Source organism: Escherichia sp. E4702 (genome assembly GCF_963883545.1).
Taxonomy (GTDB): domain Bacteria; phylum Pseudomonadota; class Gammaproteobacteria; order Enterobacterales; family Enterobacteriaceae; genus Escherichia.
In genome coordinates this window covers 412,703-429,594 of the sequence record NZ_CAWORF010000017.1, presented here as the reverse complement: position 1 = coordinate 429,594, position 16,892 = coordinate 412,703, and the positions used below count along the sequence as shown (strand labels likewise).

13 protein-coding genes and 1 pseudogene are annotated in these 16,892 nt (G+C 50.4%); 8 read left to right on the top strand and 6 right to left on the bottom strand.

All coding sequences use genetic code 11. From position 1 onward, the window contains the following. Positions 1 to 206 precede the first annotated feature (206 nt). The 6 genes and pseudogenes from rlmKL (at position 207) to rmf (ending at position 8,316) form a co-directional block, all read left to right on the top strand. Positions 207 to 2,315 (top strand): bifunctional 23S rRNA (guanine(2069)-N(7))-methyltransferase RlmK/23S rRNA (guanine(2445)-N(2))-methyltransferase RlmL, encoded by a 2,109-nt coding sequence (rlmKL, locus tag AACU94_RS11480; protein ID WP_064528388.1) that lies wholly within the window; start codon positions 207 to 209, stop codon positions 2,313 to 2,315. Between the two features lie 11 nt (positions 2,316 to 2,326). After that, on the top strand, positions 2,327 to 4,234 hold the full coding sequence (locus tag AACU94_RS11475; RefSeq protein ID WP_135489460.1) for an ABC transporter ATP-binding protein: 1,908 nt from the start codon (positions 2,327 to 2,329) through the stop codon (positions 4,232 to 4,234). A 199-nt stretch (positions 4,235 to 4,433) separates the two neighbouring features. Beyond that, positions 4,434 to 5,688 (top strand): annotated as a pseudogene (pqiA, locus tag AACU94_RS11470) (membrane integrity-associated transporter subunit PqiA). Positions 5,689 to 5,692: 4 nt separating this feature from the next. Then, the gene (gene pqiB / locus AACU94_RS11465; RefSeq protein ID WP_130205377.1) at positions 5,693 to 7,333 is read left to right on the top strand and encodes an intermembrane transport protein PqiB; all 1,641 of its coding nucleotides are present in this window, start codon (positions 5,693 to 5,695) and stop codon (positions 7,331 to 7,333) included. Beyond that, complete coding sequence (gene pqiC, locus AACU94_RS11460) at positions 7,330 to 7,893, top strand: membrane integrity-associated transporter subunit PqiC (protein WP_130222099.1); 564 nt, start codon at positions 7,330 to 7,332, stop codon at positions 7,891 to 7,893. Before pqiB ends, pqiC begins: the two co-directional genes overlap by 4 nt. A gap of 255 nt (positions 7,894 to 8,148) precedes the next feature. Next, complete coding sequence (gene rmf / locus AACU94_RS11455) at positions 8,149 to 8,316, top strand: ribosome modulation factor (protein WP_000828648.1); 168 nt, start codon at positions 8,149 to 8,151, stop codon at positions 8,314 to 8,316. Positions 8,317 to 8,385: 69 nt separating this feature from the next. Here rmf and fabA read toward each other — a convergent pair whose 3' ends face one another. Continuing rightward, entirely contained in the window at positions 8,386 to 8,904 is a 519-nt protein-coding gene (fabA, locus tag AACU94_RS11450) for a bifunctional 3-hydroxydecanoyl-ACP dehydratase/trans-2-decenoyl-ACP isomerase (RefSeq protein WP_000227926.1), read from the bottom strand. Positions 8,905 to 8,972: 68 nt separating this feature from the next. Then, on the bottom strand, positions 8,973 to 10,733 hold the full coding sequence (locus AACU94_RS11445) for an AAA family ATPase (protein ID WP_135489459.1): 1,761 nt from the start codon (positions 10,731 to 10,733) through the stop codon (positions 8,973 to 8,975). Positions 10,734 to 10,918: 185 nt separating this feature from the next. Here AACU94_RS11445 and matP point away from each other — a divergent pair, with 185 nt between their 5' ends. Next, positions 10,919 to 11,371: a macrodomain Ter protein MatP gene (matP, locus tag AACU94_RS11440; RefSeq protein ID WP_135489458.1), complete on the top strand. Its 453-nt coding sequence runs from the start codon at positions 10,919 to 10,921 to the stop codon at positions 11,369 to 11,371. A 74-nt stretch (positions 11,372 to 11,445) separates the two neighbouring features. On the opposite strand, the gene ompA is transcribed toward matP, so the two are convergent. Together ompA and sulA are read right to left on the bottom strand one after the other, a co-directional pair. Beyond that, positions 11,446 to 12,498: a porin OmpA gene (gene ompA, locus AACU94_RS11435; protein WP_064528817.1), complete on the bottom strand. Its 1,053-nt coding sequence runs from the start codon at positions 12,496 to 12,498 to the stop codon at positions 11,446 to 11,448. 356 nt (positions 12,499 to 12,854) lie between these two features. Beyond that, positions 12,855 to 13,364 carry an SOS-induced cell division inhibitor SulA gene (sulA, locus tag AACU94_RS11430; RefSeq protein ID WP_064528402.1) on the bottom strand — a complete coding sequence of 170 codons (510 nt, stop codon included), beginning with the start codon at positions 13,362 to 13,364 and terminating at the stop codon, positions 12,855 to 12,857. A gap of 217 nt (positions 13,365 to 13,581) precedes the next feature. Here sulA and sxy point away from each other — a divergent pair, with 217 nt between their 5' ends. Beyond that, a complete protein-coding gene (gene sxy / locus AACU94_RS11425; protein ID WP_130222097.1) occupies positions 13,582 to 14,211 on the top strand; it encodes a CRP-S regulon transcriptional coactivator Sxy in 630 nt (209 codons plus the stop codon). Here sxy and yccS read toward each other — a convergent pair. Both yccS and AACU94_RS11415 read right to left on the bottom strand, forming a co-directional pair. Beyond that, positions 14,174 to 16,336 (bottom strand): YccS family putative transporter, encoded by a 2,163-nt coding sequence (yccS, locus tag AACU94_RS11420; RefSeq protein WP_135489457.1) that lies wholly within the window; start codon positions 16,334 to 16,336, stop codon positions 14,174 to 14,176. The two genes, sxy and yccS, sit on opposite strands and share 38 nt — an antisense overlap. 9 nt (positions 16,337 to 16,345) lie before the next feature. After that, complete coding sequence (locus AACU94_RS11415; protein ID WP_032161476.1) at positions 16,346 to 16,792, bottom strand: YccF domain-containing protein; 447 nt, start codon at positions 16,790 to 16,792, stop codon at positions 16,346 to 16,348. Positions 16,793 to 16,892 lie beyond the last annotated feature (100 nt).

The window sequence follows — 16,892 nt, the reverse complement described above, 5'->3', positions numbered from 1 at the left end:
ATGACATGACGCGCTTATTAGCTATAATGCGCAACAATTTTCTTAGTGCCTATCCCGTTAGGCTATTTTATTTGTCAGTTTAGCCCTGGGCAGTGCTCGAAATCCTCACGTACTGGTGTACGTTCCGGTTTCTCCGTGCTGTCCATGTCCAAACTGACTGCAACAATTACGCCTACTGCGGTAGGCCTTAGAGTAAAAGTGACGATATGAATTCTCTGTTTGCCAGTACGGCCCGTGGGCTGGAAGAGCTGTTAAAAACTGAACTCGAAAACCTGGGGGCCGTTGAATGCCAGGTGGTTCAGGGTGGGGTCCATTTCAAGGGCGACACGCGGCTTGTTTACCAGAGCCTGATGTGGAGTCGCCTGGCCTCGCGTATTATGTTGCCGCTGGGCGAGTGTAAGGTTTACAGTGACTTAGACCTTTATCTCGGCGTTCAGGCGATCAACTGGACAGAGATGTTTAATCCTGGCGCGACCTTTGCTGTCCACTTCAGCGGTCTGAATGACACCATCCGCAACAGCCAGTACGGCGCGATGAAAGTCAAAGATGCGATCGTTGATGCTTTCACCCGTAAGAATCTGCCGCGTCCGAATGTCGATCGCGATGCGCCGGATATCCGCGTGAACGTCTGGCTAAATAAAGAAACCGCCAGCATCGCTCTCGATTTAAGTGGTGATGGTTTGCATCTGCGCGGCTATCGTGATCGTGCAGGTATTGCGCCGATCAAAGAAACTCTGGCGGCGGCAATTGTGATGCGTTCCGGTTGGCAGCCAGGAACACCGCTGCTCGATCCAATGTGTGGTTCTGGTACGTTGTTGATTGAAGCGGCGATGCTGGCGACCGACCGCGCACCGGGCTTGCACCGCGGGCGTTGGGGCTTTAGCGGCTGGGCGCAACATGATGAAGCTATCTGGCAAGAAGTAAAAGCGGAAGCGCAAACCCGCGCCCGTAAAGGTCTGGCTGAGTACAACTCTCATTTCTACGGTTCCGACAGCGATGCGCGGGTGATTCAACGTGCGCGCACTAACGCCCGTCTTGCGGGGATTGGCGAACTGATCACTTTTGAAGTGAAAGATGTCGCGCAACTGACCAATCCTCTGCCGAAAGGGCCGTACGGTACAGTGTTGAGCAACCCGCCATACGGCGAACGTCTGGACAGCGAACCGGCGCTGATTGCGCTGCATAGCCTGCTGGGCCGAATCATGAAAAATCAGTTCGGCGGCTGGAATCTCTCTTTATTCAGTGCCTCGCCGGATCTGTTAAGTTGCCTGCAGCTGCGTGCAGACAAACAGTACAAAGCGAAAAACGGTCCATTAGACTGCGTGCAGAAAAATTACCACGTTGCCGAAAGCACTCCAGACAGCAAACCGGCAATGGTGGCAGAAGACTACGCCAACCGTCTGCGTAAGAACCTCAAAAAATTCGAGAAGTGGGCGCGTCAGGAAGGCATTGAATGCTACCGCCTGTACGACGCCGATCTACCGGAATACAACGTTGCCGTTGACCGCTACGCCGATTGGGTGGTGGTGCAGGAGTATGCGCCACCAAAAACCATTGATGCGCACAAAGCGCGTCAACGTCTGTTCGATATTATCGCGGCGACCATTTCGGTACTCGGGATTGCGCCAAACAAACTGGTGCTGAAAACCCGTGAACGCCAGAAGGGCAAAAATCAGTACCAGAAACTGGGCGAGAAGGGCGAGTTTCTGGAAGTTACCGAATATAACGCTCACTTGTGGGTGAACCTGACGGATTATCTTGATACTGGTTTGTTCCTCGATCACCGTATCGCCCGTCGTATGCTCGGTCAGATGAGCAAAGGCAAAGATTTCCTCAACTTGTTCTCCTATACCGGTAGCGCCACCGTGCACGCGGGATTAGGCGGCGCGCGCAGCACCACTACGGTGGATATGTCGCGTACCTATCTGGAGTGGGCAGAACGAAACCTGCGCCTTAATGGCTTAACCGGTCGTGCGCATCGCCTCATTCAGGCCGACTGCCTGGCGTGGTTGCGTGAGGCTAATGAACAGTTCGATCTGATCTTTATCGATCCGCCAACCTTCTCTAACTCAAAACGAATGGAAGATGCGTTTGATGTTCAGCGCGATCATCTGGCGCTGATGAAAGATTTGAAACGTCTGCTGCGTGCAGGTGGGACGATCATGTTCTCGAACAACAAACGTGGTTTCCGTATGGATCTTGACGGACTGGCAAAACTGGGACTGAAAGCACAAGAAATTACGCAAAAAACGCTCTCCCAGGATTTCGCCCGTAACCGCCAGATCCACAACTGCTGGCTGATTACCGCAGCCTGAAAGGAATAGTAATGTCATTAATCAGTATGCATGGCGCATGGCTGTCGTTCAGCGACGCGCCGCTTCTCGATAACGCAGAACTGCATATCGAAGATAACGAACGTGTTTGTCTGGTGGGCCGTAACGGCGCAGGCAAATCGACGTTAATGAAAATCCTCAACCGTGAACAGGGGCTGGATGACGGTCGCATTATTTACGAGCAGGATCTGATCGTTGCGCGTTTGCAGCAGGATCCGCCGCGTAACGTTGAGGGTAGCGTTTATGATTTCGTTGCCGAAGGCATTGAAGAACAAGCGGAATACCTGAAACGCTATCACGATATTTCGCGCCTGGTGATGAACGACCCGAGCGAGAAGAATCTCAACGAACTGGCGAAGGTTCAGGAACAGTTGGATCACCACAACCTGTGGCAACTGGAAAACCGCATCAACGAAGTGCTGGCACAGCTGGGATTAGATCCTAACGTCGCGCTGTCGTCGCTTTCCGGCGGCTGGTTGCGTAAAGCCGCATTAGGGCGAGCGCTGGTGAGCAATCCGCGCGTGTTGCTGCTCGATGAACCGACTAACCACCTGGATATTGAAACCATCGACTGGCTGGAAGGTTTCCTGAAAACGTTCAACGGTACGATTATTTTCATCTCCCACGACCGTTCATTTATTCGCAATATGGCGACGCGTATTGTCGATCTCGATCGCGGCAAACTGGTCACCTATCCGGGTAATTACGACCAGTATTTGTTGGAAAAAGAAGAAGCCCTGCGCGTGGAAGAACTACAAAATGCCGAGTTCGATCGCAAACTGGCACAGGAAGAAGTGTGGATCCGTCAGGGGATCAAAGCGCGTCGTACCCGTAATGAAGGCCGCGTGCGTGCGCTGAAAGCAATGCGTCGTGAACGCGGTGAACGTCGCGAGGTAATGGGTACTGCAAAGATGCAGGTAGAAGAGGCCAGTCGCTCCGGTAAGATCGTTTTCGAAATGGAAGACGTTTGCTACCAGGTTGACGGTAAGCAACTGGTGAAAGATTTTTCTGCCCAGGTACTACGTGGCGATAAAATTGCCCTGATTGGCCCGAATGGCTGTGGCAAAACCACGCTGCTGAAACTGATGCTTGGTCAACTTCAGCCGGACAGCGGACGCATTCACGTCGGCACTAAACTGGAAGTCGCCTATTTTGACCAGCACCGTGCGGAACTCGATCCCGACAAAACGGTGATGGATAACCTTGCTGAAGGTAAGCAAGAGGTGATGGTTAATGGTAAACCGCGCCATGTACTGGGTTATTTACAGGACTTCCTGTTCCATCCGAAACGGGCGATGACGCCGGTGCGCGCGCTCTCTGGCGGGGAACGTAACCGTCTGCTTTTGGCGCGTCTGTTCCTGAAACCCAGTAACTTACTGATCCTCGACGAACCGACCAACGATCTCGATGTTGAAACGCTGGAACTGCTTGAAGAGCTGATCGACAGCTACCAGGGTACAGTATTGCTGGTTAGTCACGATCGTCAGTTTGTTGATAACACCGTAACAGAGTGCTGGATCTTCGAAGGTGGCGGCAAAATTGGCCGTTATGTCGGCGGTTATCACGACGCGCGCGGACAGCAAGAACAGTATGTGGTGTTAAAACAGCCTGCGGTGAAAAAAAACGAAGAAGTAGCTGCGCCGAAAGCAGAAACTGTAAAACGCAGCAGTAGCAAACTAAGCTATAAATTGCAGCGCGAATTAGAACAGCTACCGCAACTGCTTGAAGATTTGGAAGCAAAACTGGAAGCCTTACAGGCGCAGGTGGCAGATGCCTCTTTCTTCAGCCAGCCCCATGAGCATACGCAAAAAGTGCTCGCTGATCTGACTGCCGCTGAACAGGAACTGGAGCAGGCTTTTGAACGTTGGGAGTATCTTGAAGCATTAAAAAATGGTGGCTGATCGCTAATCAGTTAAGTGAAAAGAGAGACTGCTGACAACGGCCAAATTGTCTGATGCGCTACGCTTGTCTGGCCTGGGTGGAAACGTCAATTTATTGCGTTTCCACGAGCTCCCTGAGCGGATAATGCGGTAGTTCAGCATCCGGCAAGCGAGTGCTATGTCAGCATTCTGTAGAATAGCGCATCATTAAGGAGTACCAATGTGCGAACATCATCATGCCGCGAAGCACATCCTGTGTTCGCAGTGTGACATGCTGGTGGTTTTACCCCACCTTGAGCATGGTCAGAAGGCGGCATGTCCTCGGTGTGGCACAACGTTAACCGTTGCGTGGGATGCCCCTCGACAGCGTCCTACCGCTTATGCGTTGGCTGCACTGTTCATGCTGCTGCTGTCCAACCTGTTCCCTTTTGTCAATATGAACGTTGCAGGGGTAACCAGTGAGATTACGTTGCTGGAAATCCCGGGCGTACTGTTTTCCGAGGACTATGCCAGCCTCGGTACTTTTTTTCCTGTTGTTTGTACAACTGGTCCCCGCGTTTTGCCTGATTACTATTTTACTGTTGGTTAATCGCGCGGAAATACCAGTTCGTTTAAAAGAACAACTGGGGCGGGTACTTTTTCAGCTTAAAACCTGGGGAATGGCGGAGATTTTCCTTGCCGGTGTGTTGGTCAGTTTTGTCAAACTGATGGCTTACGGCAGCATTGGCGTGGGCAGTAGTTTCATTCCCTGGTGTTTATTTTGTGTGCTGCAATTACGCGCCTTTCAGTGCGTTGATCGCCGCTGGTTATGGGATGATATTGCCCCGATGCCAGAGCTTCACCAGACGCTGAAACCGGGCATAACGGGAATACGCCAGGGGCTGCGCTCTTGCTCATGCTGTACGGCAATTCTTCCTGCCGATGATCCAGTGTGTCCGCGCTGTGGCACCAAAGGATATGTTCGACGCAAAAACAGTCTGCAATGGACGCTGGCACTGCTTTTTACGTCGATCATGTTATATCTCCCGGCGAACATCTTACCCATTATGGTGACCGATTTTTTAGGCTCTAAGATGCCGTCGACCATTCTCGCCGGGGTTATCTTATTATGGAGCGAAGGCTCTTATCCGGTTGCCGCCGTCATCTTTTTAGCCAGTATCATGGTGCCAACTTTAAAGATGATCGCCATAGCCTGGCTGTGCTGGGATGCGAAAGGGCACGGCAAGCGTGATAGTGAAAGAATGCATTTGATTTACGAAGTTGTTGAGTTTGTAGGCCGCTGGTCAATGATTGACGTTTTCGTGATAGCGGTGCTCTCGGCGCTGGTGCGTATGGGAGGCTTAATGAGTATTTATCCGGCAATGGGTGCATTAATGTTTGCTTTAGTCGTCATTATGACAATGTTTTCTGCGATGACGTTTGATCCACGTTTGTCGTGGGATCGTCAACCTGAACCAGAGCATGAGGAGTCCTGACAGTATGGAATCTAATAGTGGGGAAGCCAAAATCCAGAAAGTGAAGAACTGGTCCCCTGTGTGGATATTTCCCATCGTTACGGCACTCATCGGGGCTTGGGTACTTTTTTATCATTACAGTCATCAAGGGCCGGAAGTTACCCTGATCACTGCTAATGCGGAAGGAATAGAAGGCGGCAAGACTACCATTAAAAGTCGTAGCGTGGACGTCGGTGTGGTCGAAAGTGCCACGCTGGCTGATGATTTAACGCATGTTGAAATCAAAGCGCGTCTCAACGCCGGTATGGAAAAACTGCTGCACAAAGATACGGTCTTTTGGGTAGTGAAACCACAAATTGGTCGTGAAGGCATTAGTGGCCTTGGTACGTTGCTTTCCGGTGTGTATATCGAGTTGCAACCGGGGGCTGCAGGCAGCAAGCAAACAAAATATGATTTGCTTGATTCTCCACCGTTGGCCCCACCAGATGCCAAAGGGATCCGTGTCATTCTTGACAGCAACAAAGCTGGGCAACTCACGGCGGGAGATCCCGTGCTGTTTCGTGGTTATCGCGTAGGGTCGGTTGAAACCAGCACCTTCGATACCCAGAAGCGTAATATCAGCTATCAACTGTTCATCAATGCGCCTTATGACCGCCTGGTAACGAGCAACGTTCGCTTCTGGAAAGATAGCGGCATAGCAGTGGATCTGACCTCGGCGGGGATGCGCGTAGAGATGGGGTCATTGACGACGTTGCTAAGTGGTGGTGTCAGCTTTGACGTGCCTGAAGGGTTGGATTTGGGACAGCCGGTTGCGCCAAAAACGTCATTCGTTTTGTATGATGATCAGAAGAGTATCCAGGATTCACTGTACACAGATCACATTGATTATCTGATGTTCTTTAAAGATTCGGTACGCGGTCTGCAACCTGGCGCGCCAGTGGAATTCCGCGGTATTCGTCTCGGTACGGTAAGCAAAGTGCCATTCTTTGCGCCGAATATGCGTCAGGTCTTTAACGATGATTATCGCATTCCAGTCATGGTGCGTATTGAACCAGAACGACTGAAAATGCAGTTAGGTGAAAATGCTGATGTGGTAGAACACCTGGCCGAATTGCTGAAGCGCGGTTTACGCGGTTCACTGAAAACCGGGAATCTGGTCACGGGAGCGCTGTACGTCGATCTGGACTTCTATCCAAATGCTCCGGCAATTACCGGTGTGCGTGAGTTTAATGGCTATCAAATAATCCCGACCGTTAGCGGTGGTCTGGCGCAAATCCAGCAACGTCTGATGGAAGCGTTGGATAAGATTAACAAACTGCCGTTGAATCCGATGATTGAACAGGCGACCAGTACGTTGTCGGAAAGTCAGCGCACGATGAAAAACCTGCAGACTACGCTGGATAGTATGAACAAGATCCTTGCCAGCCAGTCGATGCAACAGTTGCCGACGGATATGCAGTCGACACTGCGCGAATTGAATCGCAGCATGCAGGGCTTCCAGCCGGGTTCCGCAGCTTATAACAAGATGGTGGCGGATATGCAGCGTCTTGATCAGGTATTGCGTGAACTGCAACCGGTTCTGAAAACGCTCAACGAGAAGAGCAACGCGCTGGTATTTGAAGCGAAGGATAAAAAAGATCCAGAGCCGAAGAGGGCGAAACAATGAAAAAGTGGCTAGTGACGATAGCGGCACTGTGGCTGGCCGGATGCAGCTCCGGTGAAATTAACAAAAACTATTACCAATTACCTGTGGTGCAGAGCGGTACGCAAAGTACCGCCAGCCAGGGTAACCGCCTGCTATGGGTAGAGCAGGTCGTTGTTCCTGATTATCTGGCGGGGAATGGTGTGGTTTATCAAACCAGTGATGTGAAGTATGTGATTGCCAATAACAACCTGTGGGCCAGCCCGCTGGATCAACAGTTGCGCAATACTTTGGTCGCTAACCTGAGTGCGCAACTGCCCGGTTGGGTCGTAGCTTCCCAGCCTTTGGGAAGCACCCAGGACACGCTTAATGTGACTGTGACGGAGTTTAACGGCCGTTACGATGGTAAGGTGATTGTGAGCGGCGAGTGGCTACTAAACCATCAGGGACAACTGATAAAACGTCCGTTCCGTGTGGAAGGGGTGCAGAATCAGGATGGCTACGATGAAATGGTGAAAGTACTGGCCAGTGTCTGGAGTCAGGAAGCCGCTACTATTGCGCAAGAGATAAAGCGTCTACCTTAATTATAAAGATTTGTAAATATAACCGTCTCCGGCATGTAGCCTGAGGCGGTTTTTTTGTTTATAAGCCATGGGAAAACTTGTTCCGCTTCACATTTTTTGTACAACCGACATGCCCGTGTAGCTCACAAATATGGCAGTGGCGTGAATTTTGCGCATTGACGGCAGTTATGATTCGCGGTATTGCTTAACTGTGATTGCACATTTAGTAATCACTGTTTTCTTTTCCACCAGAAACCAGTATGAGGGAAACGAGGCATGAAGAGACAAAAACGAGATCGCCTGGAACGGGCACATCAACGTGGTTATCAGGCCGGCATCGCCGGACGCTCAAAAGAAATGTGTCCCTATCAGACGCTGAATCAAAGGTCACAATGGCTGGGAGGCTGGCGAGAAGCCATGGCGGACAGGGTAGTAATGGCCTGATTCTGTCTCTTTAAAAAGAAACCTCCGCATTGCGGAGGTTTCGCCTTTATATACTCTGTCTGATTAAAATCAGAATGCAGACGTATCCTGGAACAGACCCACTTTCAGGTCGTTGGCGGTATAGATCAAACGACCATCAACCAGCACTTCGCCATCCGCCAGGCCCATAATCAGACGACGGTTAACAATGCGTTTAAAGTGAATACGATAGGTCACTTTTTTCGCCGTCGGCAGCACCTGGCCTGTGAATTTCACTTCGCCAACGCCCAGGGCGCGGCCTTTACCTTCGCCGCCCAGCCAGCCGAGGTAGAATCCTACCAGCTGCCACATCGCGTCCAGGCCTAGGCAGCCCGGCATTACCGGATCGCCGATGAAGTGGCAACCGAAGAACCACAGGTCCGGATTAATATCCAGCTCTGCTTCTACATACCCTTTGTCGAAGTTACCGCCCGTTTCAGTCATTTTGACCACACGGTCCATCATCAGCATGTTCGGTGCTGGCAATTGTGGGCCTTTAGCACCAAACAGTTCACCGCGACCAGAGGCAAGAAGGTCTTCTTTTGTATAGGATTCGCGTTTATCTACCATGTTCTCTGTAAGCCTTATTTTATTGAAGCACGCAGGATAGCTAACACGTGTACGCTGAACAAGTCCGATCAGTTCGGAATAAACCAGTTCAGCCAACGTAGTGGCCACGGAAAACGGTGACGCCCTTCCTGTTGCGATGCTTGCGCGATACGTTCCTGGATAGTTTGCATCAGCGTCGTCTGGCCTTCGCCATCCCACACCAGATTTAATAATAACGGCAGTGCATCAGTCACATCGTCCACTGCCCAGATGGTGAATTTGCCTTCCTCTACTGCCTTCACCAGTTCACTGTGAAGACTTAAATGGCGAACGTTAGCGCTGGGGATAATCACACCTTGCTTCCCACTTAACTCACGCTGCTGGCAGATAGCAAAGAAGCCTTCGATTTTCTCATTCAGACCGCCCACAGGCTGGGCGCGACCAAACTGATCCACTGAACCTGTAATGGCGATACTCTGATTCACCGGGACATCAGCAAGGGCGCTGATCAGAGCGCAGAGCTCGGCCATTGATGCGCTGTCACCATCCACTTCACTGTATGATTGCTCAAAGGTCAGTGACGCCGAGAAAGGGATCTGTTGCTCAAGCTGAAGTTCCGACATCAAAAACGCCTGCATGATCATCATCCCTTTAGCGTGAATGTTGCCGCCAAGCTCCGCTTTCCGTTCGATGTCGGTGAATTCACCATCGCCAATATGCACAACGCAGCTAATGCGAGAAGGTTCGCCAAATGCGCGTGGATGGCCTGGAAATTCAATGACCGAAAGGGCGTTAATTTGCCCGATGCGTTCACCTTCGGTTTCAATCAGGATCTGCTCCTGAAGGATTTCATCCTGCATGCGCTCGGCGAGGAAACCTTCGCGCCATTCCCGCTGCTGTAGCATTAAGTTTAGCTGCTCGCCAGAGAAGGTATCACCTTCGCACAATGAAGCGACCTCTTTACACTGGCGGAGGATCCACTGCGGACTAAGTGGCAGCGTTTCTTGCTCACCGGTATAGCGTACTGCTTCGCGGATAAGTACCGGCCAGGCGTCGGCATCTGGCGCTGGCAAGTGGTTAAGTCTGGCGATAAAAGTCACCCAGCGACACCACTGGCTTACGGATTCGGCATCGACTATCTGCAGAGTATCTTCAAATTCGCTATAGATCGCTTGTTCAGACAGTTCTGGCTCCATCTCCTGGAAATCGGCCAATGAATCGCGTTCGCCTACCAGAATGACTTTCAGCTTCAATGGCATTGAAGGTACAGAGACGGGGAGAGGGCGCGACTCATCAAATGCTACCCAATCGAAGCGTTCGCGGTTGACGATGTTCTTCAGACGCATCCACAGCAATGGCTGGGCCAGCAGTGTACGCAAGGAGATAATCAAAATGCCGCCATTGGCCTGATGTACCAGTCCTGGCTGCAAGGTAATGTCGCCATTAAACTGGCGCAAACAGCCAAAAAGCTGTTCGGCTTCAGCCCAGTCAGCAGTAACAACCTGGGTTAAGGTCGCAAAATTATCGTCAGTGCTAACTGCGTTCCGTAAGCGTATGGTGTGGCCGGAAATCTCATAGTGAGCGCCCATCAGTTGGCCTGCATCGCTTTGTAGCGTGCGTGCAGCATCGGCTATAAGATTCAGATAATCGGATTCTTCCGGCGCTTTTGCCAGTATAAAAGAGGATGATGCCCGCGCGTGCAGCAACTGCTCAAGCGCAAATTGCAGTCGCGGTTGAGTATCACTGAATAAAGGATCGTTTTCGTCAATCAAATGTGGCTGTGCGAATACTTCCTGATAGCTTTCGGTATCAGGAATCAGGTCACGCCATGCAAGTTTCGTAATGGTCAAAGTCGATGTTTTTTAGTCTGTTGTCAAAGGCGCGATTATACCGTAACCGGCACTGCAGCACACGTAGAAAGCACCGACAAAAGTCCCGGCATGGGCGTTAAAGCTCACAGGACAGAGATTCTTTTCATCAAGCAGGTAAAAAGCTGATATTCTGTAAAGAGTTACACGGTAACATTGAGATCGCTATGAAATATCAACAACTTGAAAATCTTGAAAGTGGTTGGAAATGGAAATATCTGGTGAAGAAGCACCGTGAAGGTGAGTTGATCACCCGTTACATAGAGGCCAGTGCCGCCCAGGAAGCCGTCGATGTGTTGCTATCGCTGGAGAACGAACCTGTACTCGTAAATGGCTGGATTGAAAAACATATGAATCCAGAGCTGCTTAATCGCATGAAACAGACGATTCGGGCCAGACGAAAACGGCACTTTAATGCGGAGCATCAGCATACGCGCAAGAAATCTATCGATCTGGAATTTATTGTCTGGCAAAGGTTAGCAGGGCTTGCGCAACGTCGTGGTAAAACGCTATCCGAAACGATTGTCCAGCTGATTGAAGATGCGGAACACAAAGAGAAGTATGCGAATAAAATGTCTTCTTTGAAGCAGGATTTGCAGGCATTACTTGGTAAGGAATAACTGGCGAAGGTCATTTACTTTACTACAGATGAAAAAAAACCCCGCAGTAGCGGGGTTTTTTATTAGACGAGAACTTAAGCTTGCGGCTGAGTTACAACGTCTTTGATGCCTTTAACTTCGATCTCTACGCGACGATCCGGAGCCAGGCAGTCGATCAGAGCAGCACGCTGTTTCACGTTGTCACAGGTGTTGCCAGTAACCGGGTTGGATTCGCCCATACCACGTGCGGAGATCTTGTCAGACGGGATACCTTTGGAGATCAGGTAATCAACGACGGACTGAGCACGACGCTCGGACAGACCCTGGTTGTAAGCGTCAGAACCGATGCGGTCAGTGTAACCCAGAACAACTACGGAACCGTCTTTCGGATCCAGGTTGCTCAGCTGGCTGTACAGCTGATCCAGAGCAGCCTGACCTTCCGGTTTCAGGGTTGCTTTGTTAAAGTTGAACAGAACGTCAGACTTCAGAGTGAAGTGCTTGGTCTGTACTTCTGGAGCCGGAGCCGGAGCCGGAGCAACTACTGGAGCTGCTTCGCCCTGACCGAAACGGTAGGAAACACCCAGGCTCAGCAGACCGTTGTCCGGACGAGTACCGATGGTGTTAGCGTCACCGATGTTGTTGGTCCACTGATATTCCAGACGGGTAGCGATTTCTGGAGTGATCGCGTACTCAACACCACCTGCGAATACCGGAGAAACGCCGGTGTCGTGGTCTTTAAAGGATGGGCCACCAGGTACGTTAGCCTTGGTGTCTGCGCGCCATACCATACCACCCAGACGAGTGTAGATGTCCAGATCGTCAGTGATTGGGTAACCCAGTTTAGCGGTCAGTTGAACGCCCTGAGCTTTGTATGCGCCGTTGATGTTGTCGCCTTTGTACGGCATACGACCTAACCAGTCGTAACCCATTTCAAAGCCAACATACGGGTTAACCTGGTAACCACCAAAAGCACCTGCACCCAGTTGGTTTTCGTGGGTCGGACCATTGTTAGGAATGAAACCAGTGTCATGGTACTGGGACCAGCCCAGTTTAGCACCAGTGTACCAGGTGTTATCTTTCGGAGCGGCCTGCGCTACGGTAGCGAAACCAGCCAGTGCCACTGCAATCGCGATAGCTGTCTTTTTCATTTTTTGCGCCTCGTTATCATCCAAAATACGCCATGAATATCTCCAACGAGATAACACGGTTAAATCCTTCACCGGGGGATCTGCTCAATTGTAACTCTGCCGATAAATTCGGCTTATGCCGAGCACCCCTGGCGATGTAAAGTCTACAACGTAGTTGAAAACTTACAAGTGTGAACTCCGTCAGGCATATGAAAAAAAAGACTTGTATAAGGTACGTTTAACCTTTTTTGTTAACGATACTTTACAGGATAAAATCGCGGAAACCGCTTCAGACAAGCCTCCACAAGTAAAATTAGTGACAAGTGAAAGCGTCTACGGGTTAACAAAAAAAGTTCCAGGATTAATCCTAAATTTACTTAATGATACAAATTTGAGTGAATTTTTAGCCCAGAAAGTTGTCTCGTGGCGTGAGAGTGTGTGCTTACTGGACGCATAATAAACCCCATTGCGTTACCTTCATTGGCGGCATCGACAAGATCAGCATGCTCTTCTTCTGTCAGATCGTCTGCCAACCAACCGATCACTACGCTGTAATTTCCCGTACGCAAAGCACGAACCATCGATTCCACGGTGTGACAAGGGGAAAGCTGGCTTATCTGCATCACCTTAGTTAAGGGTAGTCCCGCTGCCTGAACCCATTCACGACTTAGTTTTTGTTGTGGCGTTAACCAAAGTTGCCAACGCGATTGTTGGCCGAGTTGCTGTAATAATGGCAAAAGCAGGAGTTGCGTCATCATGGGCTGATCTTCGCGATAGACAACTTCACTAATTAGCCCGGCTGTAGTGTTTTCCGTAGAGACACGCGCAATTTTGCTTGCTGTGGAGGAGAACATCGAAGAACGATTTGCGTAGCCTGAAGTGTACATAATCAATCCAGCCCTGTGAGTTACTGTATGAATATACAGTACATCCAGTGACAACAAAGATCAACACAAATTTCGGAAAGAGCCTCGCAATTTTTGTCGTTGGTGACCTGAAAACTTAAATTAATCTTGCCCCTTGAGAATAAGTTGCCTATTTTCGTATTTAACGGATCCGTTAATGTGAATTATTCTTTTATATTATGATTTTAAAAGGAATTTTATGAAAAGCCTCTCCTACAAGCGGATCTATAAGTCACAAGAATATCTATCGATGTTAGGCACTATTGAATATCGATCGTTGTTTGGCAGTTACAGTCTGACCGTTGACGATACAGTGTTTGCGATGGTTTCTGATGGTGAGTTGTATCTTCGGGCTTGTGAGCAAAGCGCACAGTACTGTGTAAAACATCCGCCAGTCTGGCTGACATACAAAAAGTGTGGCCGCCCCGTTACTCTCAATTACTACCGGGTTGATGAAAGCTTATGGCGGAATCAACAGAAGTTGGTGCGGCTGTCGAAATATTCGCTGGACGCTGCGCTTAAAGAGAAAAGTACGCGCGACACCCAGCAACGGCTGAAAGATTTGCCCAATATGTCTTATCACCTGGAAGCGATTCTCGGGGAAGTGGGGATTAAGGATGTTCGGGCGCTACGTATACTTGGGGCGAAAATGTGCTGGTTGCGACTACGGCAGCATAACAGTCTGGTGACAGAAAAGATTCTGTTCATGCTTGAAGGCGCAATTATCGGTATTCATGAAGCTGCGCTCCCGGTGGCACGCCGCCAGGAGCTTGCAGAATGGGCAGATTCTATTACACCGAAACAGGAGTTTCCTGAGGAACTTGAGTAATCCGACGTTGCAGACGGCCAATTTCTGGCAGTAATGCAATCAGTAACCCGATTTGCTGTACGACCAGAGGTTCTTTGCTGTCTGCCCGCGGTTCAAGTTGTTGCATCCGCTGTTTCAGGCCAGCTAATGCCTGATTGACGCGTTCTTCATCGGCAGGTTGATGATGTAGCGCGTCATCAACATAGCAAACTGCGTCATCAAGAAACGCCAGAATTTCAGGGTTGGTTAACTGTTCGCGGTGTGCGCCGAGGGCAGAAATATAGCTGGTAAACGTATGGTTAAGGCACAGTAAACGGAATGCGTCATCGCGAATTTGCGGTGTGACGTTCGGTTCACTGGACATATTCGACACCACCGACGCCAGTTCAGCATCACGGTTGTGAGCATCGCGACGGGCAATACGATACGCCAGACGGTTGTCACGCCCCTGATGATATTGCTCAAGAATGGCATCGAGATAACGGCAGTTAGCATCCGTCGCGCGTTCAAGCATTCGCGGCAGATTGCGAAACCGCCAGTCGGGCCAGATGTAGCTCACCGCCGCCCATGCTATTGCACAGCCGATCAGTGTATCGATTACGCGAGGCAGCGCGACTTCAAAACCTTCACCCAGCAAGTTGAAGCACAGTAACACCAGAAGCGTAATGAACATCGTTGCATGAGCGTATTGCACGTTACGGAAGGCAAAAAAGAGCACGCCGGTAATCACCAGCAGCACCAGTTGTCCTTCCAGTGACGGAACAAACCACAGCACAGGAATACCAATCGCAATACCCACCAACGTACCAATAATCCTTAACTTCAGACGGTGGCGCGTGGCGTTATAGTTTGGCTGGCAGACAAACAGACTTGTCAGCAGGATCCAATATCCGTGATGCATTCCGGTTATCTGAATGATGGCGTAACCAACACACAATACCAGCGACATTCTCACTGCATGGCGGAAGAGTGCAGACTCCGGCGTTAAGTTACGTTTAAGACGCAGCCAGATATCGCTAAACCCGCGAGGGCTGTCGTCGGCGAGTTCATTTTCGTCTGCATTGTGGGGCAGCGCCTGGGCTTGTTCTGATTCAATAGTCGCCAGTTGGGCATCTATGGCACGTAAATTGTTCAGCAGGAATCCCAGTATTTTTAGTAGATCGGCGGGCGCACCGTTTTCGCGCATCCGCTCAAGTGCGGCGTCAATATGCGTAAAAGCGCGTTCAAAATGTGGATCGTGCTGATAAGGCTGACGCAGCAAAATACAGCGTGACAATTGTTGGCAAGCTTGTCCCTGCATCGACATCAGGCGCTGGAAGCGGAACAGCACATCGCTGTGGCGAAAATGTTCTCGCAGCGTTTGATACTGAATATGTGAAGAGCTTGCCCGCTCGTGGATATCCTGCGCTACAAAATAGTAATGTAGTGTACGACGCGTTCCCCGCTGACCGCGGTCGCCGCGTAAGCGGGTCAGCAACGAGATTTTCGTCTGGTTCAGCGTCACCATAAGTTGCCCGTTGGCGAGCGCCAAATCATACAGCGGTGCCTGGCTTTCATCCTCAATATCAGGATCAAACATACGTGATTTGAGTTCCAGATACCGCGCCAGTTGTTCATAAGAACGTGCCAGGTTGTCCTGCAACGGGCGGACAGGGAACAGCAAATGACCAATAAGCGTCAGGATGTTGTACCAAACCGCACCAGCAAGCAGATAGATAGGCTGCTGATACCAGTGCTCATACAGGGAGGTTCCCAACATCGTGTAAATGGCAATCAGCAATGCACCGAAAGCGATGGTCGCATAGCGTTGACCCAGGCCGCCGAGCAAAATGAAGCCGCTGGTGGAGAGCGTTAAACCAATGGCGAACAGCCAGGGCCACGGAAATAACAGCTCTACTGAAGCCGAGGCAATAAAAAAACAGAACAGCGTAATAATGAGATTACGCAGACGTCCCGCCAGTCGGTCGTCGAGATCGGTCAGTGCTGCCGCCACCATTCCGAGAGTCAGCGGAATCGTAAGTTTTACATCACCCAGCCACCACGGAAACGCAGTAGTGCCGCAAAGTGCGATAAAAATGCGCACGTAATACAGCCAGGTGCTGTTCCAGGTATAGCGTTTGAGCAAAGGACTTAGCATAAAGGCCATAATGTTGGATTATTGGAAACGGCGACGTGCATTGGCTTCACGCGCAGCTTGAGCTGTTTCTACCGATACCACGCGGCGTCCGACCGGCCACAGTGCAATAGCGGCAATTTTAAAGTTCGCAATACCAACCGGAATACCAATGATGGAAATGCATTGCGCGATACCTGTTGCGATATGCATCAGACATAGCCACCAGCCGAAGAAAACCAGCCAGAAAATATTCAGCACCGTACCGCCAGTGTTAAGCAGCACATTTTTGCCTGCCGGGTTTAGTTCATCGACATGAATAGCTTCATTGCCATAAGGCAGCAGAGACAGTTTGGTTATCTCCCAGCAGGATCGTGTCAGCGGTAAGGTAAAAATCAGCACAATACTGACCAGGGTCGCTAACAGCCAGCCAAGAGTGGTGGCGAATCCGCCAAGCACAAAGTTCAGAATGTTCAAAACGGTACGCATAAAACCTCGCTTTACTGTGGTTTTCAGTAATGGGCGGCAATTGTAACGTTTTTTTGGGCTGGAGCACGTTTTCTCTGGCGGTTACACTGATAAGAAATGA

Excerpts from the sequence above, each read along its gene's own strand:
- ompA (WP_064528817.1), bottom strand. The coding sequence starts at position 12,498 with ATGAAAAAGACAGCTATCGCGATTGCAGTGGCACTGGCTGGTTTCGCT.
- yccS (WP_135489457.1), bottom strand. The coding sequence starts at position 16,336 with ATGGCCTTTATGCTAAGTCCTTTGCTCAAACGCTATACCTGGAACAGC.
- pqiB (WP_130205377.1), top strand. The coding sequence starts at position 5,693 with ATGGAATCTAATAGTGGGGAAGCCAAAATCCAGAAAGTGAAGAACTGG.
- pqiC (WP_130222099.1), top strand. The coding sequence starts at position 7,330 with ATGAAAAAGTGGCTAGTGACGATAGCGGCACTGTGGCTGGCCGGATGC.
- AACU94_RS11415 (WP_032161476.1), bottom strand. The coding sequence starts at position 16,792 with ATGCGTACCGTTTTGAACATTCTGAACTTTGTGCTTGGCGGATTCGCC.
- AACU94_RS11475 (WP_135489460.1), top strand. The coding sequence starts at position 2,327 with ATGTCATTAATCAGTATGCATGGCGCATGGCTGTCGTTCAGCGACGCG.
- matP (WP_135489458.1), top strand. The coding sequence starts at position 10,919 with ATGAAATATCAACAACTTGAAAATCTTGAAAGTGGTTGGAAATGGAAA.
- rmf (WP_000828648.1), top strand. The coding sequence starts at position 8,149 with ATGAAGAGACAAAAACGAGATCGCCTGGAACGGGCACATCAACGTGGT.
- sxy (WP_130222097.1), top strand. The coding sequence starts at position 13,582 with ATGAAAAGCCTCTCCTACAAGCGGATCTATAAGTCACAAGAATATCTA.
- rlmKL (WP_064528388.1), top strand. The coding sequence starts at position 207 with ATGAATTCTCTGTTTGCCAGTACGGCCCGTGGGCTGGAAGAGCTGTTA.
- sulA (WP_064528402.1), bottom strand. The coding sequence starts at position 13,364 with ATGTACACTTCAGGCTACGCAAATCGTTCTTCGATGTTCTCCTCCACA.
- fabA (WP_000227926.1), bottom strand. The coding sequence starts at position 8,904 with ATGGTAGATAAACGCGAATCCTATACAAAAGAAGACCTTCTTGCCTCT.